The 25,938-nt window shown below is 61.3% G+C and carries 23 protein-coding genes; 19 read left to right on the plus strand and 4 right to left on the minus strand.

Translation table 11 applies throughout. The features are described 5' to 3' along the window. Nucleotides 1-5 precede the first annotated feature (5 nt). The 5 genes from bglA to AC1DLV_RS14955 all read left to right on the plus strand — a co-directional run bounded on the left by bglA (nucleotide 6) and on the right by AC1DLV_RS14955 (nucleotide 7,154). Complete coding sequence (bglA, locus tag AC1DLV_RS14935; RefSeq protein ID WP_476800700.1) at nucleotides 6-1,649, plus strand: beta-galactosidase BglA; 1,644 nt, start codon at nucleotides 6-8, stop codon at nucleotides 1,647-1,649. A 189-nt stretch (nucleotides 1,650-1,838) separates the two neighbouring features. Further along, nucleotides 1,839-3,431 (plus strand): peptide ABC transporter substrate-binding protein, encoded by a 1,593-nt coding sequence (locus AC1DLV_RS14940; RefSeq protein ID WP_476800701.1) that lies wholly within the window; start codon nucleotides 1,839-1,841, stop codon nucleotides 3,429-3,431. Between the two features lie 70 nt (nucleotides 3,432-3,501). Next, nucleotides 3,502-4,425 carry an ABC transporter permease subunit gene (locus tag AC1DLV_RS14945; protein ID WP_476800702.1) on the plus strand — a complete coding sequence of 308 codons (924 nt, stop codon included), beginning with the start codon at nucleotides 3,502-3,504 and terminating at the stop codon, nucleotides 4,423-4,425. After that, nucleotides 4,418-5,536, plus strand: coding sequence for an ABC transporter permease (locus tag AC1DLV_RS14950; RefSeq protein ID WP_476800703.1), 1,119 nt, complete (start codon nucleotides 4,418-4,420; stop codon nucleotides 5,534-5,536). Before AC1DLV_RS14945 ends, AC1DLV_RS14950 begins: the two co-directional genes overlap by 8 nt. 1 nt (nucleotide 5,537) lies before the next feature. After that, complete coding sequence (locus AC1DLV_RS14955) at nucleotides 5,538-7,154, plus strand: ABC transporter ATP-binding protein (protein WP_476800704.1); 1,617 nt, start codon at nucleotides 5,538-5,540, stop codon at nucleotides 7,152-7,154. Between the two features lie 142 nt (nucleotides 7,155-7,296). Here AC1DLV_RS14955 and AC1DLV_RS14960 read toward each other — a convergent pair whose 3' ends face one another. The 3 genes from AC1DLV_RS14960 to AC1DLV_RS14970 form a co-directional block, all read right to left on the minus strand. Then, nucleotides 7,297-8,559: an O-antigen ligase family protein gene (locus tag AC1DLV_RS14960; RefSeq protein WP_476836178.1), complete on the minus strand. Its 1,263-nt coding sequence runs from the start codon at nucleotides 8,557-8,559 to the stop codon at nucleotides 7,297-7,299. 20 nt (nucleotides 8,560-8,579) lie between these two features. Beyond that, a complete protein-coding gene (locus AC1DLV_RS14965) occupies nucleotides 8,580-9,782 on the minus strand; it encodes a polysaccharide biosynthesis/export family protein (RefSeq protein ID WP_476800706.1) in 1,203 nt (400 codons plus the stop codon). Nucleotides 9,783-9,928: 146 nt separating this feature from the next. Continuing rightward, nucleotides 9,929-10,603: a sugar transferase gene (locus AC1DLV_RS14970; protein WP_476800707.1), complete on the minus strand. Its 675-nt coding sequence runs from the start codon at nucleotides 10,601-10,603 to the stop codon at nucleotides 9,929-9,931. Between the two features lie 323 nt (nucleotides 10,604-10,926). Between AC1DLV_RS14970 and AC1DLV_RS14975 the strand changes: the two genes are divergently transcribed. From AC1DLV_RS14975 to AC1DLV_RS15015, 9 genes are all read left to right on the plus strand, one after another. After that, entirely contained in the window at nucleotides 10,927-11,121 is a 195-nt protein-coding gene (locus AC1DLV_RS14975) for a hypothetical protein (protein WP_476800708.1), read from the plus strand. Between the two features lie 83 nt (nucleotides 11,122-11,204). After that, nucleotides 11,205-11,477, plus strand: coding sequence for an exopolysaccharide production repressor protein (locus AC1DLV_RS14980; RefSeq protein WP_476800709.1), 273 nt, complete (start codon nucleotides 11,205-11,207; stop codon nucleotides 11,475-11,477). A 293-nt stretch (nucleotides 11,478-11,770) separates the two neighbouring features. Then, the gene (locus AC1DLV_RS14985; protein ID WP_476800710.1) at nucleotides 11,771-12,796 is read left to right on the plus strand and encodes a glycosyltransferase family 2 protein; all 1,026 of its coding nucleotides are present in this window, start codon (nucleotides 11,771-11,773) and stop codon (nucleotides 12,794-12,796) included. Between the two features lie 35 nt (nucleotides 12,797-12,831). After that, complete coding sequence (locus AC1DLV_RS14990; RefSeq protein WP_476800711.1) at nucleotides 12,832-13,203, plus strand: hypothetical protein; 372 nt, start codon at nucleotides 12,832-12,834, stop codon at nucleotides 13,201-13,203. Nucleotides 13,204-13,348: 145 nt separating this feature from the next. Continuing rightward, nucleotides 13,349-14,152, plus strand: coding sequence for an endo-1,3-1,4-beta-glycanase ExoK (gene exoK / locus AC1DLV_RS14995; RefSeq protein WP_476800712.1), 804 nt, complete (start codon nucleotides 13,349-13,351; stop codon nucleotides 14,150-14,152). 64 nt (nucleotides 14,153-14,216) lie between these two features. Next, the gene (locus AC1DLV_RS15000) at nucleotides 14,217-15,584 is read left to right on the plus strand and encodes a UDP-glucose dehydrogenase family protein (protein WP_476800713.1); all 1,368 of its coding nucleotides are present in this window, start codon (nucleotides 14,217-14,219) and stop codon (nucleotides 15,582-15,584) included. Next, nucleotides 15,581-16,660, plus strand: a complete 1,080-nt coding sequence (locus AC1DLV_RS15005; RefSeq protein WP_476800714.1) for a glycosyltransferase — start codon at nucleotides 15,581-15,583, stop codon at nucleotides 16,658-16,660. Before AC1DLV_RS15000 ends, AC1DLV_RS15005 begins: the two co-directional genes overlap by 4 nt. 39 nt (nucleotides 16,661-16,699) lie before the next feature. After that, the gene (locus AC1DLV_RS15010) at nucleotides 16,700-17,881 is read left to right on the plus strand and encodes a glycosyltransferase (protein WP_476800715.1); all 1,182 of its coding nucleotides are present in this window, start codon (nucleotides 16,700-16,702) and stop codon (nucleotides 17,879-17,881) included. Then, nucleotides 17,878-19,338: a lipopolysaccharide biosynthesis protein gene (locus tag AC1DLV_RS15015; RefSeq protein ID WP_476800716.1), complete on the plus strand. Its 1,461-nt coding sequence runs from the start codon at nucleotides 17,878-17,880 to the stop codon at nucleotides 19,336-19,338. Before AC1DLV_RS15010 ends, AC1DLV_RS15015 begins: the two co-directional genes overlap by 4 nt. Here AC1DLV_RS15015 and AC1DLV_RS15020 read toward each other — a convergent pair. Next, complete coding sequence (locus tag AC1DLV_RS15020; RefSeq protein ID WP_476800717.1) at nucleotides 19,240-20,625, minus strand: polysaccharide pyruvyl transferase family protein; 1,386 nt, start codon at nucleotides 20,623-20,625, stop codon at nucleotides 19,240-19,242. The genes AC1DLV_RS15015 and AC1DLV_RS15020 overlap by 99 nt on opposite strands. 170 nt (nucleotides 20,626-20,795) lie before the next feature. Between AC1DLV_RS15020 and AC1DLV_RS15025 the strand changes: the two genes are divergently transcribed. From AC1DLV_RS15025 to AC1DLV_RS15045, 5 genes are read left to right on the plus strand one after another with little or no spacing between them, the layout of a single operon-like run. Next, entirely contained in the window at nucleotides 20,796-21,956 is a 1,161-nt protein-coding gene (locus AC1DLV_RS15025; RefSeq protein ID WP_476800718.1) for a glycosyltransferase family protein, read from the plus strand. Nucleotides 21,957-21,981: 25 nt separating this feature from the next. Further along, entirely contained in the window at nucleotides 21,982-22,968 is a 987-nt protein-coding gene (locus AC1DLV_RS15030) for a glycosyltransferase family 2 protein (RefSeq protein WP_476800719.1), read from the plus strand. After that, the gene (locus tag AC1DLV_RS15035) at nucleotides 22,965-23,894 is read left to right on the plus strand and encodes a glycosyltransferase family 2 protein (RefSeq protein ID WP_476800720.1); all 930 of its coding nucleotides are present in this window, start codon (nucleotides 22,965-22,967) and stop codon (nucleotides 23,892-23,894) included. Before AC1DLV_RS15030 ends, AC1DLV_RS15035 begins: the two co-directional genes overlap by 4 nt. Further along, complete coding sequence (locus tag AC1DLV_RS15040; protein WP_476800819.1) at nucleotides 23,884-24,834, plus strand: glycosyltransferase family 2 protein; 951 nt, start codon at nucleotides 23,884-23,886, stop codon at nucleotides 24,832-24,834. Before AC1DLV_RS15035 ends, AC1DLV_RS15040 begins: the two co-directional genes overlap by 11 nt. A 58-nt stretch (nucleotides 24,835-24,892) precedes the next feature. Beyond that, nucleotides 24,893-25,786: a UTP--glucose-1-phosphate uridylyltransferase gene (locus AC1DLV_RS15045; protein ID WP_476800820.1), complete on the plus strand. Its 894-nt coding sequence runs from the start codon at nucleotides 24,893-24,895 to the stop codon at nucleotides 25,784-25,786. The last annotated feature ends 152 nt before the right edge of the window (nucleotides 25,787-25,938 follow it).

Raw genomic sequence — 25,938 nt, forward strand, 5'->3', positions numbered from 1 at the left:
TCGTCATGACGCCGAAAGACGGAGCAACGCCGGCAACCGACTGGTGGCGCGGCTGTGTCATCTACCAAGTCTATCCGCGCTCGTTTCAGGACACGACTGGCGATGGCAGTGGTGACCTTGCCGGGATAACGCAACGCCTGTCGTACATCGCTTCGCTGGGTGTCGATGCCGTCTGGCTGTCGCCTTTCTTCAAGTCGCCGATGGCCGATATGGGCTACGACGTCTCGGATTATTGCGATGTCGATCCGATGTTCGGCACGCTTGCCGACTTCGATGGCCTGATCGCCGAAGCCCATCGTCTCGGGCTCAAGATCATCATCGACCAGGTGCTGTCACATTCTTCCGACAAGCACCCCTGGTTCCTGGAAAGCCGCGCCAGCCGCGACAATCCCAAGGCCGACTGGTATGTCTGGGCGCAGCCAAAACCCGACGGCACCGCCCCCAACAACTGGATGTCTATCTTCGGCGGGCCGGGCTGGGAGTGGGATTCGACACGCCGGCAATATTACCAGCACAACTTCCTCGCCTCGCAGCCCGACCTCAACTTCCACAATCCCGAAGTGCAGGACGCGCTGCTGGAAACGGTACGCTTCTGGCTCGACCGCGGCGTCGACGGTTTTCGGCTCGATACGGTCAATTTCTACGTCCACGACAAGTGGCTGCGCGACAACCCGCCCTTGCCGAAGAGTATTGCCGGCGAAAACGAAGACCCCAATCCTTACGAATATCAGGACCATCTCTTCGACAAGACGCAGCCGGAAAATCTTGAATTTCTCAAGCGCTTCCGCTCGTTGCTCGATGAATATGGAGCGCGCGCTTCGGTAGGCGAAGTAGGCGATGGTGCGTGCTCGCTGCAGACGGTCGCAGCCTACACGTCGGGCGGCGACAAGCTCGATATGTGCTACACATTCGACCTGCTCGGCCCGAAATTCTCGGCCGAACATGTCGGCACATGCATTGCCGATTTCGAGGCGGCGGTGACCGATGGCTGGGTCTGCTGGGCCTTTTCCAACCACGATGTGATCCGCCATGTGACGCGCTGGACGAGGCCCGGCGGCGACCCCGGGGCGGTGGCGAAGTTCTCGATTGCCCTGCTTGCATGCCTGCGCGGCTCGATCTGTATCTATCAAGGCGAAGAGCTTGGTTTTGGCGAAGCCGAGTTGGCCTTTGAGGACTTGCGCGATCCCTACGGCATTCGCTTCTGGCCGGGCTACAAGGGCCGCGACGGCTGCCGCACGCCGATGGTGTGGGAAGCCCAGGCAGAACAGGGCGGCTTCACGGACGGCAAGCCGTGGCTGCCAATTCCATCGGAACATCGTGCCCTCGCGGCCGATCGGCAACAACAAGACGCGGAATCCGTGCTGGCTCGCTACCGTGCCATGCTCGCGATCAGGAAGACGCTTCCGGTACTCATCCATGGCTCGATTGCGCTGCTGGAGGCAAAGGGCGACGTGCTCGCTTTCGTGAGGGAGTCGGAGGATGAGCGGCTGCTCTGCGTTTTCAATTTTGCCGAAAAACCTGCTTCCTGGCCTGTGCCGGAAGGGCTTGGCGGCCTGAGCCCAACGGCGTTTCCTGGAGCGTTACGCGACCTCGAAAAAGACCGTATCACCTTGGCCCCGCTCGATTACTTTATCGGGAGCTTAGTTTGAACTCGCTCAAGTTGACTTTAGGTGAGCACGAGTCGTGTTGAAAATAAAAAAAGTCGTGTCTAGTCTCAGCCACCGCTGGCGGTAGGGAGCTGCCGGCTCGCTCAACGAAACCGGAAAAATCCGGCATTCGGGCGCTAACCAGGCGAGGCCGTGTTTACGGGGAACACGCCTATTTGGGAGAAGGAAAACATGCTGAAGAACATGCTGAAAGCGACAGTGTTCGCAACGACGCTTGCGCTGTCTGCTGGAGCGCTGTCCGCTCCGGCTTTTGCGGAGGTCGTCTTTAATCGCGGCAATTCGGCCGATCCGGAATCGCTGGATCCGCATAAGACCTCGACTGTTTATGAAGCTCACATCCTGCGCGACCTGTTCGAAGGTCTGGTGATGCAGGACAAGAATGCCGAAATCATTCCAGGCGCTGCCGAGAGCTGGACCGTTTCCGACGATGGCACCGTCTACACCTTCAAGCTGCGTCAGGGCGGCACCTGGTCGGATGGCAGCCCGGTTACGGCTGACGATTTCGTCTACTCCTTCCGCCGCCTCGAGGATCCGGCAACGGCCGCAGAATATGCCTCGATGCTCTACGTCGTGAAGAACGCCGAAGAAGTGAACACCGGCAAGGCCAAGCCCGAGGAACTCGGCGTCAAGGCTGTCGACGCGAACACTTTTGAAGTGACGCTCAAGTCGCCCACCCCTTATTTCCTTGAGATGCTGACCCACCAATCCACCTATCCGGTGAACAAGGCAGCAATCGACAAGCTCGGCGCCGACTGGATCAAGCCGGGAAACCTGGTTTCCAACGGCGCATTCACGCTGGCTGAGTTCGTGCCGAACGATCACATCAAGCTCGTCAAGAACCCGAAGTTCCATGACGCCGCCAATGTGAAGCTGGACGCGGTCAACTACTTCCCGACCGAAGATCGCTCGACCGCTATCAAGCGCTTCGAAGCCGGCGAACTGGATTCCAACGACGACATTCCAACCGAACAGATGGCTGATTTGAAAGCCAAGTTCGGCGATCAGCTGCGTATCGGCGCCTATCTCGGCACCTACTATTACGCGATCAAGACGGACAAGGCGCCGTGGGACAATGTCGAGCTGCGCAATGCGGTTTCGATGGCGATCGACCGCGACTTCCTGGCCGAGAAGGTCTGGCAGAATTCTATGCTGCCGGGCTATTCGATGGTGCCTCCTGGCATCGAAGGCTACAAGTCGTCGATCGCCAAGTTCGCCGAGATGTCGCAGATAGACCGTGAAGATGAAGCCAAGAAGGTTCTCGAAAAGCTCGGCTATGGTCCTGACAAGCCGCTGAAGATGGAAATCCGCTACAATACGTCGGAGAACCACAAGAACACGGCAGTCGCCATCCAGGAACAGCTCAAGCCGCTCGGCATTGAAGTGTCGCTTCTCAATACCGACACCAAGACGCACTACGGCCACCTGGAACAGAAGGGTGACTTCGACGTTGCCCGCGCCGGCTGGATCGCAGACTACAAGGATCCGGAAAGCTTCCTCGGCATCTCGCGCAAGGCTTCGGGCAACAACTATTCGAACTACAACAGCCCGAAGTTCGAAGAGGCGATGAACAAGGCAGCCGCCGATGGTGGCAAGCCGGAACTCCGCCTGAAGGACCTTGAAGAGGCAGAGCGCATCCTGATCGACGACGTCGGCCAGATCCCGCTGCTCTATTATAGCTACAAGAACCTCGTCTCGCCCAAGATCAAGGGCTTCGATGAGAACGTCATGGACGTTCATCCTTCGCGCTTCGTCAGCAAGGACTAGTCCCGGCATTTCCGCCGCCTCCTGAGAATGGGGGCGGCGGTCCCGGCTAACCTGCGAAGGCGTGGTAGCTATGTTTATCTATGTATTCCGGCGGCTTTTGACCGCCATACCGACGATGTTTGTCATCGTCACGATGGCCTTTTTCCTGATCCGCGTCGCTCCTGGCGGCCCATTCAATCAGGAGCGTGGTCTCAGCCCCGAGATCAAGGCCAATCTTGAAGCTCAATTCGGTCTCAACGACGCGATCTGGCTTCAGTATTTCAACTATCTCAAGAACCTCCTGCACGGCAATTTCGGCCCCAGCTACAACCTGCCCGATTTCACCGTTACGGAGCTGTTCGCCAACGGCCTGCCGATCTCGATCCAGCTCGGCCTGTCTGCTCTTGTTCTGGCGCTTGCCGTCGGCACCGTGCTCGGTGTCACCGCAGCGCTCAACCAGAACAAGCTCGGCGACTATGCGGTCATTGCAACGGCGACGGCCGGCAGCACGATCCCGACCTTCGTGATCGCCCCGGTGATCCAGCTGCTGTTTGGCCTAACCTGGAAGCTGCTGCCCATCGGCGGCTGGGGAGACGGTGCATTGATCAACAAGATCGGTCCGATCCTGACGCTGTCACTGCCGCAGATCGCGATTGTGGCCCGCCTGATGCGTGGATCGATGATCGAGTCGCTGCGTTCCAATCACATTCGCACGGCCCGCGCACTCGGCCTTTCCGACTGGTCGGTGGTGGTCAAGCATGCGCTCAGGGGCGCTGTCCTGCCCATCGTTTCCTATGCGGGCCCGGCGGCGGCGGCACTTCTGACTGGTTCGATCATCGTCGAGACCATTTTCGCCATTCCAGGCGTCGGTCGCTACTTCGTCGATGCCGCGCTCAACCGCGACTACACGCTGGTGATGGGCACCGTGGTGGTGATCGCCTTGTTTACGATCGCCTTCAATTTGATCGTCGACATCCTCTACGCCTTCTTTGATCCGAGGGTGCGCTATGACTGATACAGCCATCACTGCACCGGTCGTTGGTCGCTCGCTCTGGGGTGACGCTTGGGCGCGCCTCAAGGCCAACAAGGCTGCGATGCTGAGCCTTTTCTACCTCATCGGCATGGCGCTCGTTTGCATTGTCGGCCCGTTCTTCGTGCCGCATCAATATACGACGATCTATCCCGACTACGTCAGGACCCCACCAAGCATTTCGGCCTACCCCAAGCCCGAGATGATCGAAACCGCCATGAACGATGCCGTCAGGCGCATGCGCGTCGACGTCAAGGAATGGCGCCAGGAAGGCGAACGTGTCTTCATCACGGTCACATCGGCAAAGCCGCTCGATGCGCGCAACATCCGCTACCTAGACCGTTCCGACACGTTCGACGATGCAAAGCTCGAGAGCACGGCCGCTGACGGGCTGTCGGCTGTAATGAGCGCCTCGATCAAGCAGCAGTACTTCCTCTTCGGTACCGACAACACCGGCCGCGACCTGCTATCGCGAACGCTGATGGCGGGCCGGATCTCGCTGGCGATCGGCCTGTTGGCCGGTATCGTCGCCGTGGTCATCGGGGTCGTCTATGGAGCCACCGCAGGCTTCATGGGCGGCAAGACCGACGAGGTGATGATGCGCATCGTCGATGTGCTCTATTCACTGCCTTTCATCTTCTTCGTCATCATGCTGGTCGTCTTCTTCGGGCGAAACTTCGTGCTGATGTTTTTAGCTGTGGGAGCGGTGCTGTGGCTCGATATGGCGCGCATCGTGCGCGGCCAGGCATTGTCGATCCGCAGGCAGGAGTATGTCCAGGCGGCTGAAGCGCTTGGCGTCAGGTCGCGCGGCATCGTGCTGCGACACGTCATCCCCAACCTGCTCGGGCCAGTGGTCATCTACATGACGTTGCTGGTACCGCAGGTCATCATCCTGGAGAGCTTCCTGTCGTTCCTGGGGCTCGGCGTGCAGGAACCGATGACCAGCTGGGGCGTGCTCATTTCCGTCGGAGCCAAGAACATCGGTACCGCCAACTGGCTGCTTTTGTTCCCGGCCTTCTTCCTGGTCTCGACGCTGTTTGCGCTGAATTTCATCGGCGACGGACTGCGTGACGCACTCGATCCGAAGGACAGGTGAGATGGCTGGAGAAACAATCCTTTCGGTCAAGGACCTGCGCGTCCGCTTCCGCACGCTCGACGGCGTCGTCGAAGCGGTAAAGGGCATCAACATTCACGTCGATGCCGGCGAGACTGTTGCCGTGGTCGGTGAATCCGGCTCCGGCAAGAGCCAGACGATGATGGCGGCGATGAGCCTGCTTGCCTCCAACGGCGAGGCCACGGGCGTCGTCGACTATCGTGGCAAGAACCTGCTGACGCTCGGCAAGTCGGAACTCAACAAGGTCCGCGGCCGCAAGATCAGCATGATCTTCCAGGAGCCGATGACTTCGCTCGATCCGCTCTACACGATCGGCAACCAGTTGATGGAGCCGATCCGCAGGCATCGTGGGCTGAGCGGTGCGGAGGCCCGCGCCGAAGCACTCAGGCTGCTCGAACTGGTCAAGATTCCCGACCCCGAGCGCCGCCTGAAGTCTTATCCGCACGAAATGTCGGGCGGCCAGCGCCAGCGCGTGATGATCGCCATGGCGCTTGCCAACGACCCGGACATTCTGATCGCCGACGAACCGACGACCGCTCTCGACGTGACGATCCAGGCGCAGATCCTGATGCTGCTGGCCGAACTGCAGCGCAAGCTCGGCATGGCCATCGTCTTCATCACCCATGACCTTGGCATCGTCCGGCGCTTCGCCGACCGGGTCTACGTCATGCGCTACGGCGAGGTGGTGGAAGAGGGCAAAGCAGACGAGCTGTTTGCCAATCCGCATCATGACTACACCAAGATGCTGCTTGCCGCAGAACCGACCGGCCGCAAGGCGCCACCCGCCGACACCGCGCCGATCCTGCTTGAAGGACGCAATGTCGAGGTGGAGTTCAAGATCGGCGGCGGCTTTCTTGCCGGTCCGCCGATGCTGCTCAAGGCGGTCGATCGCATATCGATTTCGCTGAAGCGAGGCCAGACGATCGGCATCGTCGGCGAGTCAGGGTCGGGCAAGTCGACGCTCGGCCGGGCCTTGCTTAAGCTGCTGCCAAGCGAGGGCATGATCCGCTTTGCCGACAAGGATCTGTCAAAAGCCGATCGTGCCGAAATGCGCCCGCTGCGGCGGGAGTTGCAGCTGGTCTTCCAGGATCCGTTCGGTTCGCTCTCTCCACGCATGACGGTGGGGCAGATCATCACCGAAGGGCTGCTCGTGCATGAGCCGTCGCTGTCGTCCAAGGATCGTGACAAGCGGGCGGTAGAAGCGCTGCTCGAGGTCGGGCTCTCGCCTGACACGCGAAACCGCTATCCGCACGAATTCTCGGGCGGCCAGCGCCAGCGCATCGCGATCGCGCGTGCGATGATCCTCAAGCCGAAGGTCGTCGTGCTTGACGAGCCGACATCGGCGCTCGACCGCTCGGTGCAAAAGCAGATCGTCGAGCTGTTGCGCAAGCTCCAGGCCGATCACGACCTTTCCTACCTGTTCATCAGCCACGATCTGGCGGTGGTCAGGGCGATGGCCGACTACATCATCGTGATGAAGCAGGGAAAGATCGTCGAGGAGGGGCCGACCGAGGAAATCTTTGGGGAGCCGCGTGAAACTTACACCAAGACCCTGATGGCAGCGGCGATCGACGAGACGAAATTCCGCTTGTCGGCATGACACCGCTCGCGCGGGATTTTCCGCGCGAGCGCCTCTTTTAGAATGCTAGATCGGCCCGGATGTCACTTCGACGCCCGGGCCGATTGCTTCAGAGATCAGGATTGAGCTGCGCCAGGCTGGTGGTCCTGGTGGCGCAATACCGTCAAATGGCTCGATAAAACTCTGTCGGTGTGGGCGTCTGTGCAACCAAGCGCCTAGGTGCGGGCTCTTTGACGCGAGCCCAGCAGTAATAGAGCAGGAACGAGCCGATCGCGTAGGGCTGCAGGATGTCGACCTCGAAGAAGGAGCGGATGACGAGCAGCGCGAGCAGGCCCGTCTGCAACAGCGGCTCGGTCCAGTCCCTTTCATTGAGAAGCCGCCATATGCAAAGCCTGAGCACGGCAAGCAGCGGCAGGATGATGGCCACGGCGCCGACATAGCCAAGCTCCACCAGCGCCTCGATATAGGTGTTGTGGAAGTGGAAGCCGGTTCGCGAGGCGATGTAGAACTCGTTCCACAGGCGCTCGGCCTCGGAGAAGCCTTGCACCCAATAGGCCTGGTAGCCGACGCCTAGCCAGGGTGCGTAGGATGCCGCGTCCAGCCCTTGCTGCCAGAGATAGGTGCGTCCGGTCAAAGTCGTGTCCTTGCCGAAGGCGCCAAGCACCATGTCGACGGCACCGACATTGAGGGCTGCGAGCACTGTCGCAAAAGCGAGCACTGAGCCTGCGAGAAAGAAGATCTTGCGATGGGTGGGAGAGAATGCTTCGAGACCTGCAATCGCAATCACCAAGACAACAGTTGCGGGTGTCGCCAGCATCGAGGTCGCCGAGTGGGACATAACCAGAAGTGCTGCCGACAGGAGCACGACGCCGAGGGCAAGCAGACGCGCGATGCGGCTGCGGGTGAGGAACAGCCCGAAGTAGCAGCCGAGAAGCACGCCCAGCGATGCGTAGAAGCCAAGCTGGTTTTTCGAGCCGAAGGCGCCGACGAAACTGTAAGTGCCATCGAGCGCATCGTACACCGAGCTGCCGACAAGGATGGAATAGGTGAGCACGACGACGATGCCGGCCATGGCGCCGATGCTCAGCGTGCGGGCGTCGATCACGCGGGCAGCGATGACAGCACAAACGACATGCGACAGATATTGCAGGGCAGCGCGGCTGGTCGCATCAGGCGCGGCGGACCAGAAATAGGAGAGGCACGCGATCAACGCGAAAGCCAGGAGTTGCGGCGAGCGGGCGAGACGCCCGAGCGTGAAGCGATAGTCGACCAGGATCAGCGGCAGCCAGACCGCGTAGTACATCAGGATCGAAACCTGGCCGAGGCGGAACGAATAGGCGAAGACGAAAAACGACACAGCGACCGCGAAGGCGCCGTAGAGCGTGTTTTGGCCGGGATCGACCAGCAGTGCCTTTCTGATCCGCATTTTTTGTCAGCCTGCCGCCGTTACTGGATGAGCGGGCCGCTTGCTCGCTCGACCTTCAGGACGTCGCCGGGCAATACCGGCGTATCCTCGGCCGCCGTGATTTCCTTGGTCTTGCCGTTGCCTTTGCGGACCAGGACATAGGACAATGCCTGCTCGGCACCTCCGGCTGAGGGCGCAACGCCTCCCGCCTCCGAGATCAGGCCCTTTTGCATCCCAAGCTTGAGCGTCACGGCATTGAGTTCAGCCACCACTTTCTGGCGTTGGACGGCAAGTTCGGACTCGTTGTCGTTCTTGAGATCGATTGCTTCCTGCTCGGCCTTGCTGATGTCCTGCTTGGCCCGAAGCATTGCCGTGTCGAGGTCGAGGATCTTGCCCTCCATCTCGGCGATGGCGCGCTCGGTTGAAAGCAGGCGCGTGTTCACCACCAGGCCTTTTTGCGCCAACGTGTCGATGCCGCTGAGTTCCTTCCGGGCAAGCTCGACCTGGCGCTTCTGCGTTTCGGATTTCTGGCCCAGCGATTGGATCTCGCGTTCGAGCAGGCCCTTGAGGTCTTCCAGCGCCTGCAGCCTGAGCGTGATCTTCTTTTGGCGCGACACCATGATGGCGGTCTCGTCGGCGATCATTCCGGGCACCGCAGGCAGGGAGGCGATGTCCTCGGGTGCTTCGACCACGGTTTTGCCGGCAAGCTCGGCCTCGATGCGCGCGCGGGTCACCATCAGGCGGAGCTGTTCGTCGGAGAGGACGGCATGGCTACCTTCGGCGGTGATCAGGTCGCGCTCGGTGCGCGCGCCCTCGGTGCCGCGACGCATGCCTCCGGCGATGCTGATTGCCTTCAGCACGGTGAGGTCGGGAGCGTAGGGATATTGCCCCGGCGTCTTGATATCGCCCGAGATGTAGAACGGGCGGTATTGCGCGACCTCGACCGATGCCTCGGGTCGATCGGAAAGGCCGAATTTCTCCTGCAGCGTCTTGCCGATCGTCTCGGCTATCTCGGCTGTGGTTTTGCCCGATGCCGGCGTTTCACCGACGAAGGGCAGCGACAGCTTGCCAGAAGGCCCGATCGTGTAATCGCCGCTGACCGAGGACCAGTCGCGGAATGCGCCTTCGACCGTCTGCCATTCGACGACGCGGATGGTCAGCTTGTCCTGGGTGCCGAGCTGGTAATCGTCGGCGAACGCCACCGACGCCGAGCAGGCCAGCGTAAGACAAACGATACCGTTCAACAGCAGGCTTGCGCGGCTGCGGGAAAGGTGTGCGAGGTGCAATCTCAAATCTGTCGTCCGTTCCTGTGCCGCAGAAATCCAAGGGCGTCTGCGGGTGAGGGGAGACGCTGCGCTCCCATTCAAGCGCAGCCTCAATTGCGGCAATCTCAGTAGCTGCCGCGCGACATGCAGACGGCCGGAACCGTCTTGAGGATGATGCGGATGTCTCCGACGAGCGACCAGTTCTCGACATAGTGTCGGTCGAACGCCACCCGGCTGTCATAGGAGACGTCGTTGCGTCCGCTGACTTGCCACAGGCCCGTCAGGCCCGGCCGCGACTTGAAGTAGAAGACTACGGCCTTGCCGTAATATTCGAGTTCGTCGCGCACGACGGGGCGTGGACCGACGATGCTCATGTCACCCAGCAGGATGTTGACGATCTGCGGCAGCTCGTCGAGGCTGAGCCTGCGCAGCACGGCACCAACCCGTGTGACGCGTGGGTCGTCCTTGAGTTTCCGTGCTTCCTCCCATTCAGCCTTGGCTTCGGGGTTGTCGCGAAAATGCGCGGCAAGAACCGCATCGCCGTCCCGCACCATGGTTCGGAACTTGAGGCAATGGAAAATCCGGCCGGCGCGGCCGATCCTGCGATGGCCATAGAACACAGACCCGCCATCGGAAACCTTGACCAGCAAGGCGATCATCAGGAACAATGGGCTGAGAACGATGAGCCCGGCGCTGGCGCCAACGACGTCGAAACCGCGCTTGATTGCCCCACCCAGCGGCGGAAATTCCATGGCCGCGTGCGGAAATTCCAAGCTCGTCGACTTGGCAATATCCCTCATGCTGCTACTCCAGTTGGTCAATGACCCGCCCAGGGCAAAGATAGCCAGGGCATGCTGCACTGCAAAACACGATTTCTTGGCGTTTGAAACAATGATGCCAATTCCTGGGTGATTGGCGACCGTAGGTTGCACAAGAAAAAAACAATGTGACAGTTTCGAGGTCATTGCGTTCTGTATTTCAGAAGAAGCGCATATGCCGATACGCGTTGGTCTTGCCTAAGTAAATTCAGTATTTATTGGCACCGCGCCTTGCGTTTCGCGGCAGATGACGCCGATTGTTGAAATGCATGGCCGAATTTGGCCAATGCGCGGAGATAGTTCTATTGCAGGAAGCATGGGGCTGCGCGCCGTTTCGAATTTCCGTGCAGTGCAACATGTACCTGCACCTGCTCGGCAAGCTGCGACAGCGTGCTCGGCTTGCTGACTTCCAGGCCGACCAATATAATGGCACGACGTTCCTCGGATTGACCGGCCATCAATACGTCTGTGCCAAGGTAGATGTGGGAAATGGGCGCTAGCGGAAGCTTGCGAGGGCTAGGGGCATGGCAAGTAAACTCACGACGAATCTGACGCCGCTGCTCCCGGCAGGCGGTCAACTGCAATGACCTTACCCAAATTTATCCTCGGTCTGGCGATTGTGATCGTGATCGTTGCGCTGTGGTCTTATCTGGATGCTGCCAGCTGGAGCATGATCTTCCTGCGCATCGTCATCTGCGCCGTGATTCTGCAGGTCGGATACTTCCTGGCGATCCTTGCCATGGTGCTTCGCGGCGCGCCTAAACCTGTCGAAGGCCGGGATGGCGCGAAGGCTCCCGCAGATGCCGGCACGGTCGTGCCTGCTGACGATCTGACGCCCAAGGGCAGTGCTCACTGACCGCATTGGACCTTGGCGGAATCACGCGCCACCTACTCCACGACCATCGCTGTTAGCCGATCCTTGCCCGAGCTGACGCGGCGCTTTGCATTGCGCTTGTTTACGAAAATCGGGGCACCGGGATGTGATCGCCGGGATTTGGCTGCACGCCTTGGTGAGCTGGGGGTGACCTGACCCCCGGCGTTCTTCCGCGAGCCGGGACGTGAAACGCCGTAACAAAAGTTGGGGTTCCCATGTTCGCAGGTGCAATATAGCTCTGGCCGGGGCGGGACTATGGCGGAAAGGCAACCGACGTGAGCGGAACCGACGTCTGTGTCATCATTGCCGCGCACAACGCGGCGGAGACGATTGCGACTTCTATTGCCTCGGCGCTGCGTGAGCCCGAAGTGGCTGAGGTCGTGGTCGTGGACGATGCTTCAACCGATGCAACCGAAGCGGTGGCGCGCGCCGCCGAGGATGGCAGCAGGCGGCTCTTGGTGCTGCGGCTCGACGTCAACCGCGGCCCTTCATCCGCACGCAATCTGGCCATAAGGCAGTCGAAGGCGCCGTTGATAAGCATCCTCGACGCCGACGATTTTTTCCTGCCGGGCAGGTTCAACAAGCTGTTGCGCGGATCTGACTGGGACATGATCGCCGACAACATCGTCTTTGTTCAAACAGGCTCGGCCCGAGACGTTCTCTCGGGCAAGGTGCCGAGCTTCGTATCTGCTCCAGAGTTCCTGGACCCGGTGCAGTTCATCAAGGGCAACATCTCTCGGCGCGGCGCCCAGCGCGGCGAACTCGGCTTCCTCAAGCCGGTGATCCGGCGCGCGGCGCTTGAGGCGCATGGCCTCAGCTATGATGAATCGCTGCGCTTGGGCGAAGACTACGCGCTCTATGCCAGGGCGATGCTGTATGGCGCGCGCTTCAAGTTGATCCGGTCCTGTGGCTACGGCGCGGTCGTGCGGCCGGAATCGCTCAGCGGCCGGCATCGCACTGAAGATTTGCGACGGCTCGCCGACACGGATCTTTCGCTTCTGGGCAATCCAGAAATCGCGGCTGAGTTCAAACCGGCGCTGCGTAAGCATGAGCGCCATGTCAGGGACAAGTATCGCCTGCGTCGCTTCCTCGACATCAAGGCGGCCAGCGGGCTCGCTGACGCAGCAACGTTTGCTCTGCGCTCTCCGGCGAATTTTGCCGGTGTCGTGGGTGGTGTGGTCATGGACAAGATCGAACCGCTGCGCCGGGCGTTGTCCTCAGCACCTTCAGCAGGCGATGCGCGCTACCACTATTTGATGCCTGGCACTGCGGTTGTCGGCGAGCATGCTGGCGCTAGCTGAAATGACGTTCGATTCCCAAACGCGGAGTAGCATGCATGACATCGATCTTGGCATTCCGCACCCGTACCCCTGGCCGCGATCAGGGGACGGATCGCGTTCGTTTCGAACAGCTCGCGCGCTCGCTTGATCAACTCGCTTCCGAGATCGAGGCGGAGAGAACTGGCATCAGGAGCCGCTATGAGGCGGTCTCGGCCAATGCGGCTTTCCTGGTCGAAGCCATGGACAATGACGCGGTGTCGTCGCGGCGGGCGGCTGAAATGGACCAACTGACCGAAGCGCTCAAGAACTGCCTTCGTCGCATCGAGGAGCTGGGCAGGCAGACTGAGTTCGTCGCCGGGCTTCGTCATTCGGTCGACATGTTTGCTGCCGAAGGTCGCGAGACTGGGGGAGCCGACAGCGCAGGCTGACGCGGGAGCGATCTTGCCCCGGCGACCGTCGGCAACGGATTCAGGGAGGATGGAGAAACAAGTTTGCCGGCCAGGCGCAACCCTGGCCGGGTGTTGGGATGTGGTTCCCGGGCGGGAGGCATGCAGGCACAAGGATGACTTGGCTATGAACTTGAACAAAAATGTCGCCGGACGCTTCGGCGCCTTGCAACTGTCGGTCGCGCTCGTCGGTCTGCTTGGTGCAACAGGTGGTGCGCTCGCACAGGATGCAACCGGAAAGTCATTCGTCGACAATTTCGACAGCCTCAGCAGTTCGCGCTGGTTCGTCTCCGATGGATGGGACAACGGCAAGCATCAGAACTGCACCTGGTCGAAAAGCCAGCTCAAGCTCGCCGACGGCAAGCTGATACTGAGCTTCGAAAAGAAGCAGTTCAAAAACCGCGATTATTCCTGCGCCGAAGTGCAGACCAAGGCGCGCTTCGGCTACGGCACCTATGAGGCGCGCATGAAGACCGGCACCGGCTCCGGGCTCAACGCGGCCTTCTTCACCTATATCGGCCCGGTGCACAAACAGCCGCATGACGAGATCGATTTCGAGGTGCTGACCAAGGACCCCTCGAAGGTGCAGGTCAATGCCTATGTCGGCGGCAAGTCGAACGACGAAAAACTGGTAGGCGTCACAGGCGGCGCCGACAAGGGATTCAACGACTACGCCTTCGTTTGGGAGAAGCAGCGGCTGCGCTGGTACGTCAATGGCAAGCTCGTGCATGAGGTGACCGATGCCTCGCAACTGCCCAGCCATCCCCAGAAGATCTTCTTCAGCCTGTGGGGCACCGATACGCTGAAGGAGTGGATGGGACCGTTTACCGATCCTGGCAAGCCGGTGACGATGGCCGTCGACCGCGTGGCGTTCACGGCAATCGGCGAGCCTTGCCAGTTCAAGGAATCGGTCGCCTGCAAGCTGCAGTGACCCGCCAAACGACGAGCAGTCCGACGACGGACCTGCATCATCATAAACAACAGGATTTGACCGGATGAACTTGACGGTATTTGGAATTGGCTATGTCGGGCTTGTGCAGGCGGCGGTGCTGGCCGAGGTCGGCCATGATGTGGTCTGCGTCGATGTCGACGTGACCAAGGTCGAACGGCTGAACCAGGGGTTCATCCCGATCTTCGAGCCAGGGCTGGAAGCGCTGGTGCGCGACAACCATGCCGCCGGCCGCATCGTCTTCACCACCGATGCGGCGATGGCCGTCAAGCATGGCGAGATCCAGATGATCGCCGTCGGCACGCCGCAGGGCGAGGACGGCTCGGCCGATCTCAAATATGTGCTTTCGGTTGCCGAAGCGATCGGCCGTGAGATGGCCGGCCCCAAGATCGTCGTCACCAAGTCGACAGTGCCGGTCGGCACCGCCGACAAGGTCCGCCAGAAGATCGCCGAGGTGCTCAAGCAACGGGGTCGCCAGGATCTCACCTTCGACGTCGTCTCCAATCCGGAGTTTTTGAAAGAAGGCTCGGCGGTCGCCGACTGCATGAAGCCCGACCGCATCATCATCGGCACCGGCGACGAGAATTCCGAGATGGTGATGCGCGAGCTCTACGCGCCATTCAACCGCAACCACGAAAAGATGATCGTGATGGATGTGCGCTCCGCCGAGTTCACCAAATATGCCGCCAATTGCATGCTGGCGACCAAGATCAGCTTCATGAACGAGATGGCCAACCTCGCCGAGCTGCTCGGCGCCGACATCGAGGAGGTGCGCAAGGGCATCGGCTCGGACCCGCGCATCGGCTATCACTTCATCTATCCGGGGCTGGGTTATGGCGGCTCGTGTTTTCCCAAGGACGTGCGTGCGCTGATCCGCACCGCCGACGGCATCGGTTTCGAGGCAACGCTGTTGAAGTCGGTCGAAGAGCGCAACAATGCGCAAAAGGCGGTGCTGTTCGACAAGCTGTCGAGCTATTTCAACGGCGAACTCAAGGGAAAAACCTTCGCTTTGTGGGGGCTCGCCTTCAAGCCCAACACCGACGACATGCGCGAGGCACCCGCACGCGTGCTGATGGAGGCGCTTTGGGCCGCCGGGGCCAAGGTCCAGGCCTACGATCCCGAAGCGATGCAGGAGGCGCAAACCATCTACGGCCAGCGCGACGATCTGCTGCTGTGCGGCACCAAGGAGGCGGCCCTGCGCGGCGCCGATGCACTGTTGATCGCCACCGAGTGGAAGAATTTCCGCGCGCCGTCCTTCGAGGTGATCAAGCAGGCGCTGGCAACGCCTGTCATCTTCGATGGCCGCAACCTCTACGACCCACGCGTGCTCGCCCGCCACGGCATCGACTATATCTCCATCGGCCGGAAGGCTGGTGAGCGGGATGCGCGAGCGACAAAGGAGCTGGCCGCATGAGGGTCCTTTTTGCCGGTGGCAATGGCTATACGCCCGAATTCAGTGGTGGGGTGCAGTCGAGCACGCATCATCTGGTCGAGCAGCTGCGCGCCCATGGCCACGAGGCCTCCGTGCTTGCGGCCCTGTTTGGCGACGGCATGTTCGGCTTCAAGGCACGAGCCAAGATGAAGCTGCTCAGGCAGCCCGCCGTCATCGACACCTTTCCCGGCTATCCGGTGGTTCGCGCCTGGTTCCCGTGGGAGGCTGCCGACTTTGCCGTGCACAGACTGAAACCGGACGTCGCGGTGGTGCAGTGTCACAAGTCGGTGCCGATCGGAAAGGCGCTCGAGGCTCAGGGCATACCCCTGGTCGTCTATCTCAGGAACGTCGAGTTCCACGAGTTGGGCGGTGATCTCAGCGAGCTGCGGTCGGCGCAATACATCGCCAATTCGGAGTTCACCGCACACTCCTATGGGCAGCGGTTCGGCATTGAATCGACGGTCATTCCGCCAACGATCAACCCGGCGCACTACAACACGCCCACGACAGGCGAATTCGTTACGCTGATCAATCCCTATGAGGAAAAGGGTTTCGAACTCGCCGTGCGCATCGCCGGGCGCTGCCCCGACATTCCATTCCTGTTTGTCGAAAGCTGGAAACTTGCCGACGACCATCGCGCGCGCATCGAAGAGATCATCGCACCGCTTGGCAATGTCAGGCTCGAAAGCCGAACCAACGACATGAAGACGGTCTATGGCCGCACCAAGATCCTGCTCGCGCCAAGCAAATGGGAAGAAGCCTGGGGCCGTGTCGCTTCCGAGGCCCATTGCAGCGGCATCCCCGTCGTCGGTTCGCGCCGCGGCGGACTGCCCGAAGCGATCGGCAAGGGTGGCGTCGTCCTCGACTATGATGCCCCGCTCGACGTCTGGGTCGGCGCGGTACGCTGCCTTTGGGACGACAAGGCCGAATACAAGCGCTTGTCAGAGGCCGCGCGGACGTTTTCGGAACGGCCCCAGCTCGACCCCGACGCCCAGTTCGCCACCTTCATGGGCGTGCTCGACCGGGCGGCCGCAAGCAGTCTGCATCAGGCGGCCTGACTTGGTTTTACGCCTGCGGAGTTCCAGGAGCGTGGATCGATGAAAGTCTGTTTTGTCGTCGACAAGTTCCCCTCGCTTTCCGAGACCTTCGTTCTCGACCAGATCGCTGGATGTCTCGAACGTGGCATCGAGGTCGGGGTCGTCTGCAATCAGACGACTTTCGGCAAGGAACACAACATCGACGATCCGCGCTGGCGCAACCTGCCCGGCGGTGTCGAACAGTGGTGGGGGGCGCTTGGTGTGCTGCGCCCATCGCTGCGCAAATGGTCGGGCCGGCTGTGGGACAAGTCGTCGACGGCGCTCGACATCGCCTTTGCCGGCAAGCTCGAGAAATACGACGTCATCGTCGCCCATTTTGGCAACAACGGCCTGCGCGTCGCAAGAGCGATGAAGCGTCGGCAGATCGCGGCACCTTTGGTGACCATCTTCCATGGCCATGATGTCGGCGCGCCGATGCATGATGGTACGCTATCGCGCTATGAAGTCGTTTTCCGGCAAGGCGCCTTGCAGTTGCCGGTCAACGGCTTCTTCCGCGATGCGTTGATAGGGGCAGGTGCCGCACCCGGCAGCGTTGCCGTGCACCATATGGGCGTCAACACCGACGAGATCGACTTTCACGCAGGCAGGCAGGACAACACCTCGTTGGCGCTGATCTCGGTCTGCCGATTGACTGAGAAGAAGGGTATTGAATTCGCCTTGCGCGCGCTCGCCGAAGTGCGAGCCGTGCGCCCTGACATTGACTGGTCCTACACCGTCATCGGCGGCGGCGAATTGCTCGACGAGATGAAGCAATTTTCTGCATGGCTGGGCATATCCGAACGTGTCGCTTTCCTTGGGCCGCGCCCGCACAGCGAGGTCAAGCAGCGCTTGAGCCAGGCGGATGTCTTCGTGCTGCCCAGCGTCAAGGCCAGCGATGGCGACCTTGAGGGCATTCCTGTCGCGTTGATGGAAGCCATGGCTGCCGGCCTGACCGTGGTCAGTACCTATCATTCCGGCATCCCCGAACTGATCGAGGATGGCAGGACCGGGCTGCTCGCGCCCGAGAGGGATGCGGCTACGCTGGCACAGAAACTCATTTGGATCGCCGAAAACCCCGGCCCCTGCGAGACGCTCGCCAAAGCCGCGCGGCGCAAGGTCGAGGACGATTTCGATTCGACCAGGCTCAACGACGCTTTCGCTGACACGCTGTTCCGCTTGGCTGCGACAAGGGCCACAGCATGACGGCTCAAGCCCAGCAATTGGGCCGCATCGCGCTCAGGGGCGGAGCGCTGACCGCTGCGGCTCAGGCGATCAAGATTGCCATCCAGTTCGTCTCGGTGGTGGTCCTGGCGCGGATGCTCGCGCCCGAGGACTTTGGCCTTGTCGCTTCCGTCGGGCCGATCATCGCGTTTGTCGGGCTGTTCCAGAATCTTGGCCTGCAGCAGGCAGTGATCCAGCGGCAGGAGATCGACCAGTCGCAACTCAACCAGGTGTTCTGGATCAGCACGCTTGCCGGCCTATGCTGCACGGTGATCATTGCTGGGCTTTCGCCGGCAGTGTCGGCCTTCTACGGCGACGCCAGGATGACGGGCATCACGCTTGCCGCAGCGATGCCGCTGTTGTTTGGCAGCCTTGCCGCGCTGCCGCTGGCGCTGATGAACCGCAACCTGCAATTCGGCCAGCTCGCGATCAACGATGTGATGACAGCCTTGGCGGGTCTGGTGGCGGCGATCGCCGCCGCCTATGCCGGTCTCGGTTATTGGGCGCTGGTGATCGGACCGGCCGTAGGTGCAATCGTGACGCTGCTTGGCGCATGGCTCGCGACGCGCTGGAAGCCGGGCCGGCCGAACCTCAGGGTCGAGCGCGAGATCCTGTCTTTCGGCGCCAATCTCACCGGCTTCAACCTCGTCAATTTCTTCTCGCGCAACCTCGACAACATCCTGATCGGCAAGTTTTCGGGTGCGATCGAGCTCGGCTTCTACGACCGCGCCTACAAGCTGCTGTTGTTTCCGCTTCAAAACATCAACCAGCCGCTTTCGCGCCTGATGGTGCCGCTGCTCAGCCGCATTCAGGACGACAAGCCACGCTTCCGCGAGCTTTATCTTCGCACCAACTGGCTGCTTGCCTTCATCACCGTACCTGGCATCGCGGCATTGACCATCGCTGCCGAGCCGGTCGTTACGATCCTGTTTGGCGAGCGCTGGCTGGCGGTGGCGCCTATTTTCGCCTGGCTCGGAATTGCCGGGCTAATGCAGCCGGTGTCGAGCACGACAGGCTGGATCTTCATCTGCCAGGGCAAGACAGGAACGATGTTGCGGTGGGGCGTCTATTCGGCGCTGACCACGGTGCTGTCTTTCGTTGTCGGGCTGAAATGGGGCGCGGTCGGCGTCGCAGCGGCCTATGCCATCAGCGGCTATGCGCTGCGTCTGCCAGTGCTGGCGGTGATGCTGGGCCGGACAGGACCGGTCTCGGCTCTCGACTTCCTCTTGGTCCAGGGTCTGCTGATCGTGGCGGCAGCCGTCGCCTGGCTTGGCTACGGCTACCTGCCGGAATCGCTGACCGCACAGTCCAATATCGTCGCCGCAGCGACGGCAGCAGCCCTAAGCTACGCGGTGGCGCTCGCTTTCATGATCGCCGTTCCGCAGTCGCGCCGCGCCCTTGTCGAGGCCTGGAAAACCATCGCCCGCAACATCCGTTGAGGTGTCTTCGAGCAGAGGTCGGATCAACTCTGCCGCCGACATCGCCGAGGCATGTTCTTCGAGCACTGCAGCAAGCGTCGTTGCCCTCACACGGTTGAGATCACCCACGAAACGCGCCAGCTTCTGGCCTGCCTCTTCGGGCGTCACCGTATCGATGTCGAGCAGCAGGTCGGCGAGCCCGACGCGCTTGGCAAGTTCCCTGGTCTTGAACTCATAGGCGATGGGCAGCACCGGCACACCGACGCAGAGCGACATGATCATCATGTGCATGCGGGTGGCGACGACGAAATCGAAGCCCTTGACCAGTTCCATCAGCTGTTCGGGCGTGTGGAAATCGGCATCGACGCTGACTTGTGCGGCGATGTCAGGCGCCAGTTCGGCAACGATGGCGCGCGCGGTCTTGGAATCGTCATGGGCATATTCCGGCACGCCCTGGCAGGTCGACACGAACGTCACCTGCTTGCCGTGGTCGCGCACAAGCGAGGTGGCGATGTCGCGGATCGAATCCATGTAGCGGCGCATGCCGTTGGCGCCCTCGCTGACATAGTTCCAGTGTCGCACCGAAATGCCGACGCGTCCGGTTGGTTGCGGCGGCTGCTTTGCGGCGAGAGCCGACTCGATGCGTCCCTTGTCGGCCAGCGCGAACACCGAATCGGCCACGACATGGCACTTGGCGGGATTGTCGACGAGGCCGGCGAGATGGCCGCGCGAGCGTTCGTCGCGCAGCAGCATCAGCGGGCTACGGTCGAAGACCGGCTTCAGTTCGCGGCGATTGTAATCCTTGTCGAACGGTCCGAGCGACTGGGTGAAAAAGACCGGGTCCTTGCCGAAGATGGCGTCGATGCGGAACTGGTTGAGGCGCCGTTCGAGATTATAGTTTTCGACGAGGTAGGTGCCGCCGGTCGTGATGACGAGATCTGCCTGTCGGTACATGTCGAGGCTGCGACGGTCCTCTGTGCCGAACATCGTCTCGTCCAGTGCTGCGCTCTTGCCGTAGTGGCGCAGCGCGCTTAGCGCCAGGCGGTTGTAGATCGGCTTGGCAAGGTTTTTCAGCCGGTTGTCGTCATAGGGGTACTTGAAGATCGACTCGGCCAAAAGCTTGCGGATCTCGATGTCTGGATAGGCCTGTCTTGGATAGAGACGCGACGCGACCCCGGGCTGGCTGTCGAAGACCTGAAACTGGATATCGCCGGCATAGGCCGATTTGAGGATGTGTCGGATCGCCAGGAGGATCGCAGCGTCGCCGGTGTTCAGGCAGACGGTGTTTTCGACAATGACATTCTTCATGGAACCGCGTCTCCGTGCGCATAGGCCCGCCCACGCGCATCAATACAGATCAAACGGGCTATTTTGCGACGCAACAAAAGTTGAGGCCGAATGGGTCAGTAATTGTTGCGACGCAGCAAATGCTTCCCTAGCATTGTGGAGCGGTGGGCCAAAACAGCGAGAGTAATCTCATGCTGCATGTGCTGTACCTTGTGCATGACGTATCCGATCCAGCAGTTCGCCGGCGGGTCATCATGCTCAAGGCCGGTGGTGCACGTCTTGTGTTGGCCGGATTCCGGCGAACTGATGAGCCGGTAAAAGACATTGAGGGCCTTGAGCCAATCGACCTCGGCTACACGCGCGACGGTCGGTTCGCGCAACGAATCGGGGCGGTGGCGAAGGCTGCGGCGAGCATATCGGGCTCGCTCGGCACCTTGCCTGCGCCCGATCTGATCATTGCGCGCAATCTTGAAATGCTGGCGTTGGCGCAGCGGGCGCGTAGCGCGTTCGCGGGGTCGGTACCGATCGTCTATGAATGCCTCGACATCCACCGGCTGGTGCTGCGGGATGATCTCCTGGGCAAGGGCATGCGTGGTGCCGAACGGCTGCTTGGGCGCAACGTCAAGCTGCTGCTGACTAGCTCTCCGGCTTTCGTCAGGCACTATTTCGACAGATACGGCCAGATCGACGCGCCCATAGAACTGGTCGAAAACAAGCTGCTTGAATTGGCATCTAACCTGCCGCCGGCTTCATTGAAGGCGGCCGTTGGGCCACCCTGGAAGATTGGCTGGTTCGGGGCGCTGCGCTGCCGCAAGTCGCTCGAATTGCTGGCCGACTTCACCCGCAAAATGGAGGGGCAGTTCGAGGTCGTCATGCGCGGCCGGCCTGCACTGACCGAGTTCCCGGATTTCCACGGTTTAGTCACCGCCGAGCCCCATTTGACCTTTGAGGGTGCCTATCGAAACCCCGAGGACATGGCCGATATCTACCGGGAGGTCCATTTCTCCTGGGCGATCGACTTCTTCGAGGAAGGCCAGAATTCGAAGTGGCTGTTGCCCAACCGGCTCTATGAAGGATGCCGCTTCGGCACTGTGCCGATCGCCATGGCCGACACCGAAACCGCCAGGTTTCTGCAAAAGCAGCGGGTCGGACTGGAGTTATGCGAACCGTCGGTGGACGCATTGATGAAGACGCTCTCGCCCATGACGGCTGAGCGTTTTGAGATCCTGCATCGGGGCGTGCTTGCCCGCGATCCCAGGACCTGGAGCTGCGACAGCTCGGATTGTCGCGCGCTGGTGGCAAAGCTCCAGCGCATCGCAGGCAGCGCCGACATCGGCGCAATCGCCGCCTGACAGCATACAAACAACAAGTAGAGCAATGCCTGAAAACCCTTCCTGCATCATCGTCATTCCGTGCCTCAACGAAGAGCGCCATATCGGCGCCTTGCTTGCCCAGCTTCGGCCGGCAGCAAAGCGGCTTTCCGCGCGGATCATCGTCGCCGATGGCGGCAGTCGCGACGCCACCCGCACCATTGCCGCCAAGGCGGCGGCGCAAGACGTCAATGTCCTGCTGCTCGACAACCCGAAGCGCATCCAAAGTGCCGCGATCAACCTCGCGGTCGAGCGCTTCGGCGACGGCGTCGACTATGTGATCCGCATCGACGCACATGGCGGCTATCCCGATGATTTTTGTGACCGGCTGCTGGAAGAGGCGCGTGAAACCGGCGCCGACTCGGTTGTCGTTTCCATGCTCACCAAGGGTGCCGGGCTTGTGCAGCAGGCTGTCGCCACTGCCCAGAACTCGAAGCTTGGCACCGGCGGCTCGAAACACAGGCACCGCTCCAGCGGCGAGTGGGTCGACCACGGTCACCATGCGCTGATGCGGGTGAGCGTGTTCCGCAGGCTCGGCGGCTACGACGAAAGCTTCAGCCACAACGAGGATGCCGAACTGGATCACCGCCTGCGCGATGCCGGTCATCGCATCTGGATGAGTGGCCGCACGCGCATGACCTACTATCCACGCAACTCGCTTTCCTGCCTCTACCGCCAGTATCTCGGCTATGGCCGGGGCAGGGCGAAGAACGTGCTCAAGCATAGGATCATCCCCAAGCTCAGGCAGATGGTGCCGCTGATGGTCGTGCCGGCGGCGCTGCTTACCGTGCTTTCCCCGCTGCATTGGGTTTTTGCGGTGCCATTTGGCCAATGGGCCGCTGTCTGCCTTGGCTACGGCTTGTTTCTCGGGCTGCGCGCGGGCGCGCCAAAACGTGCGCTTGCTGGCGTCTCAGCCATGGTCATGCATTTCGCTTGGTCGCTCGGTTTCTGGCTGCAGCTGATCGATGCAGGAACAAAGGGACGCACCGCATGAGTGCTGAAAACAGCATCGATATTTGCGTCTGTACTTTCAGGCGCAGGGAACTCGCCGACACGCTGCGCTCGCTGGCGGCAATGGACCTGCCCAAGAGATATCGCATCGGGATCATCGTTGCCGACAATGACGAGGTGCCGAGCGCATCGCAATTGGTGGCCGATCTCGCGCAGGAACTGCCGCTGCCAATTCGCTATGTGCATTGCCCGGCACACAACATCTCGATTGCCCGCAACGCCTGCCTCGACGCAAGTAGCGCAGACTTCGTCGCCTTCATCGACGATGATGAGAAAGCGACCGGTTCGTGGCTGAAAAGGCTTGTCGAGACGGCGCAGGCGACAAGTGCCGACGTGGTGCTCGGCCCAGTCAAAGCGCGTTACGGGGCAGGGGCGCCCGGCTGGATGCAGGTTGGCGATTTTCATTCGACCTATCCGGTTTTCGTCGAGGGCGAAATCCGCACCGGCTACACCTGCAATGCCTTGCTCAGGATGGAGGCGCCGAGCATTGCGGGACGTCGGTTCAGCCTGGCGCGCGGGCAGTCAGGTGGCGAAGATACCGAGTTCTTCGACCAGGTTTTCATGGCCGGTGGCCGCATAGCCTATGCATCCGAGGCCTGGGTGGAGGAGCCGGTACCTCAGGCGCGCGCCTCGTTCGGCTGGCTCACCAGGCGGCGTTTCCGCGTTGGCCAGACCCATGGCCGGCTGCTCAGCTTGAAGCGGCCCGGCATAGGGCTGGTAGGCGAACTGGGCCGGGCCTCGGCCAAGGCCAGCTATTGTTTCGCCGCCGCTGGGCTCGCCTTGTTCCAGCCGGTCAGCCGCAACCGAAGCCTGCTCAGGGGCGTCATGCACATGGGTGTGCTGAGCGGGCTGGTCGGTGTTCGCGAGCTGCGCCTTTATGGCAGCGAAGGCGGCCAAGATGCAGCCTGACGTCAGCTTCGTCATCGCCGCCTACAACGCCGAAGCAACGCTCGGTCGCGCGATCGAAAGCGCGCTGGCGCAACATGGTGTCACTGTCGAGGTGATCGTCGTCGACGATTGCTCGTCAGATGCTACGCTTGCCCTTGCACGATCCTATGCCGACCGGCGCGTCCGCGTACTGGCCTTGGAGGCCAATCGTGGCCCTGGCGGCGCGCGCAATGCCGGTCTCGATGCAGCACGGGGCCGCTGGGTGGCGGTGCTCGATTCCGACGATGCGGTGATGCCCGGCAGGTTGGCGGCAATGATTTCCCGCGCCGAGCGAAGTGGCGCGCAGATAGCCGTCGACAACATCGAAGTGATTCGAGAAGACGGCGCGCAACCGGAGGTGATGTTCCCTCGGGAATATCTCGCAAATCTCGCGGAGCTATCGCTGGCCGACTTCATTGGCGGCAATGTTGTCTTCGAAACGACGTTCAATTTTGGTTACATGAAGCCGATATTCGTCGCGAGCTATCTCCGTGAACACGGTCTTCGCTACGACGAGGAGCTGCGCATCGGCGAGGACTACATCCTGCTTGCCAGCGCGCTTGCCAAGGGTGGGCGCTGCGCCGTCGAACCCGCTGTAGGCTATGGCTATCATGTCCGCAGCGGCTCGATCTCAAGGGTCCTGGAGCATCATCACGTCGAGGCGATGCAGCGCGCCGATGCCGCCTTCGAGGCGTCCAATCTGCTCGATCACGAGGCGCGAAAAGCGTTCACGCGCCGCGCCCGCAGCCTCAGGCAGGCTGCCACATTCCTGTCATTGGTCGAGCACATCAAACAGCGGTCGCCGTTCAAGGCGATGAGAACCGCCTTGGGGGACCCGGCGGCGGTTCGCCACTTGCGGATGCCGATAGCGGTCCGGTTGCGCCGGGTCGCGCGGCAGTTCGCATACCGGCCAGGCAAATGAGGCTGCTGCCTCGCCCGGCCGATACGAGGAAACTGAAATGACTGAGAGGATTGGCACGATGAAGAAAGTCAGGAAAGCGGTGATACCCGTGGCGGGTCTCGGCACGCGGTTCTTGCCCGCGACCAAATCCATGCCCAAGGAAATGCTGCCGGTGGTCGACAGGCCCGTGGTGCAATACGCCGTTGACGAAGCACTTGAAGCCGGCATCGAGCACATCGTTTTCGTGACGGGTCGTAACAAGGCGGTCATCGAGGACTATTTCGACCTTCACCCCGAGCTGATCGGCACGCTCGAACAGGCCGGCAAGGTCGATCAGATCAGGTCGCTGGAGAACCTGCTTCCGGTTCCCGGCGCCACGAGCTTTACCCGGCAACAGGCACCGCATGGGCTCGGCCACGCCGTGTGGTGCGCTCGCGACATCATCGGCGACGAACCGTTCGCGCTGTTGCTGCCCGACATGGTGTCGTTCGGCAGGCGCGGCTGCCTTGCCGAAATCATGGAGCTGCACGCGGAGACAAGCGGCAACGTCATTGCCGTCGAGCAGTGCGACCCCAACGAAACCAACAAATACGGCATCGTTGCCAAGGGTGCTGAAATCGGCACAGGCTTCGAGGTGACCGGGATGGTGGAGAAGCCGGCACCGGCGAAAGCGCCATCCAACTTCTACATCAACGGCCGCTACATCCTGCAGCCCGAGATCTTCAACCTGCTCGGCACTCAAAAGCGCGGTGCAGGCGACGAAATCCAGTTGACCGACGCGATGGTGCGCCTTGCCGCAAGCCAGGCCTTCTTCGCCCGGCCTTTCAGCGGCCGCATGTTCGACTGCGGCTCGAAGGAGGGCTTTATCCAGGCCAATGTCGCGTTTGCGCTGAAGCGGGCTGACATCCGCGGCTCCGTGCTCGATGCCATCCGCGAGATGGTCGCCGAGCATGATCACGTCGCTGCCGCCTGAACGAGAATGGATCGCTGTTGGAGGCAAGCGAACCGCTTGCCTCCAACAACTTTTCGGCAGTGCCTATCCATGATGCGTGCCCTTGCGGGCGCGCCAGTTGCGTAGCTGAAATTGGCTTCGCGCCAGAGCCCTTCGAGCGGCGGCATTCGCCG

Source organism: Aminobacter sp. 01T433 (genome assembly GCF_056398585.1).

What these genes read in the sequence shown, in the direction of transcription:
- AC1DLV_RS15040 (WP_476800819.1), top strand. Translation starts at nt 23,884, where the DNA reads ATGCAGCCTGACGTCAGCTTCGTCATCGCCGCCTACAACGCCGAAGCA.
- exoK (WP_476800712.1), top strand. Translation starts at nt 13,349, where the DNA reads ATGAACTTGAACAAAAATGTCGCCGGACGCTTCGGCGCCTTGCAACTG.
- bglA (WP_476800700.1), top strand. Translation starts at nt 6, where the DNA reads ATGACGCCGAAAGACGGAGCAACGCCGGCAACCGACTGGTGGCGCGGC.
- AC1DLV_RS14960 (WP_476836178.1), bottom strand. Translation starts at nt 8,559, where the DNA reads ATGCGGATCAGAAAGGCACTGCTGGTCGATCCCGGCCAAAACACGCTC.
- AC1DLV_RS15000 (WP_476800713.1), top strand. Translation starts at nt 14,217, where the DNA reads ATGAACTTGACGGTATTTGGAATTGGCTATGTCGGGCTTGTGCAGGCG.
- AC1DLV_RS14955 (WP_476800704.1), top strand. Translation starts at nt 5,538, where the DNA reads ATGGCTGGAGAAACAATCCTTTCGGTCAAGGACCTGCGCGTCCGCTTC.
- AC1DLV_RS15025 (WP_476800718.1), top strand. Translation starts at nt 20,796, where the DNA reads ATGCTGCATGTGCTGTACCTTGTGCATGACGTATCCGATCCAGCAGTT.
- AC1DLV_RS15005 (WP_476800714.1), top strand. Translation starts at nt 15,581, where the DNA reads ATGAGGGTCCTTTTTGCCGGTGGCAATGGCTATACGCCCGAATTCAGT.
- AC1DLV_RS14990 (WP_476800711.1), top strand. Translation starts at nt 12,832, where the DNA reads ATGACATCGATCTTGGCATTCCGCACCCGTACCCCTGGCCGCGATCAG.
- AC1DLV_RS14945 (WP_476800702.1), top strand. Translation starts at nt 3,502, where the DNA reads ATGTTTATCTATGTATTCCGGCGGCTTTTGACCGCCATACCGACGATG.
- AC1DLV_RS15035 (WP_476800720.1), top strand. Translation starts at nt 22,965, where the DNA reads ATGAGTGCTGAAAACAGCATCGATATTTGCGTCTGTACTTTCAGGCGC.
- AC1DLV_RS14980 (WP_476800709.1), top strand. Translation starts at nt 11,205, where the DNA reads ATGACCTTACCCAAATTTATCCTCGGTCTGGCGATTGTGATCGTGATC.
- AC1DLV_RS14950 (WP_476800703.1), top strand. Translation starts at nt 4,418, where the DNA reads ATGACTGATACAGCCATCACTGCACCGGTCGTTGGTCGCTCGCTCTGG.
- AC1DLV_RS15015 (WP_476800716.1), top strand. Translation starts at nt 17,878, where the DNA reads ATGACGGCTCAAGCCCAGCAATTGGGCCGCATCGCGCTCAGGGGCGGA.
- AC1DLV_RS15020 (WP_476800717.1), bottom strand. Translation starts at nt 20,625, where the DNA reads ATGAAGAATGTCATTGTCGAAAACACCGTCTGCCTGAACACCGGCGAC.
- AC1DLV_RS15030 (WP_476800719.1), top strand. Translation starts at nt 21,982, where the DNA reads ATGCCTGAAAACCCTTCCTGCATCATCGTCATTCCGTGCCTCAACGAA.
- AC1DLV_RS14940 (WP_476800701.1), top strand. Translation starts at nt 1,839, where the DNA reads ATGCTGAAGAACATGCTGAAAGCGACAGTGTTCGCAACGACGCTTGCG.
- AC1DLV_RS14970 (WP_476800707.1), bottom strand. Translation starts at nt 10,603, where the DNA reads ATGAGGGATATTGCCAAGTCGACGAGCTTGGAATTTCCGCACGCGGCC.
- AC1DLV_RS15010 (WP_476800715.1), top strand. Translation starts at nt 16,700, where the DNA reads ATGAAAGTCTGTTTTGTCGTCGACAAGTTCCCCTCGCTTTCCGAGACC.
- AC1DLV_RS15045 (WP_476800820.1), top strand. Translation starts at nt 24,893, where the DNA reads ATGAAGAAAGTCAGGAAAGCGGTGATACCCGTGGCGGGTCTCGGCACG.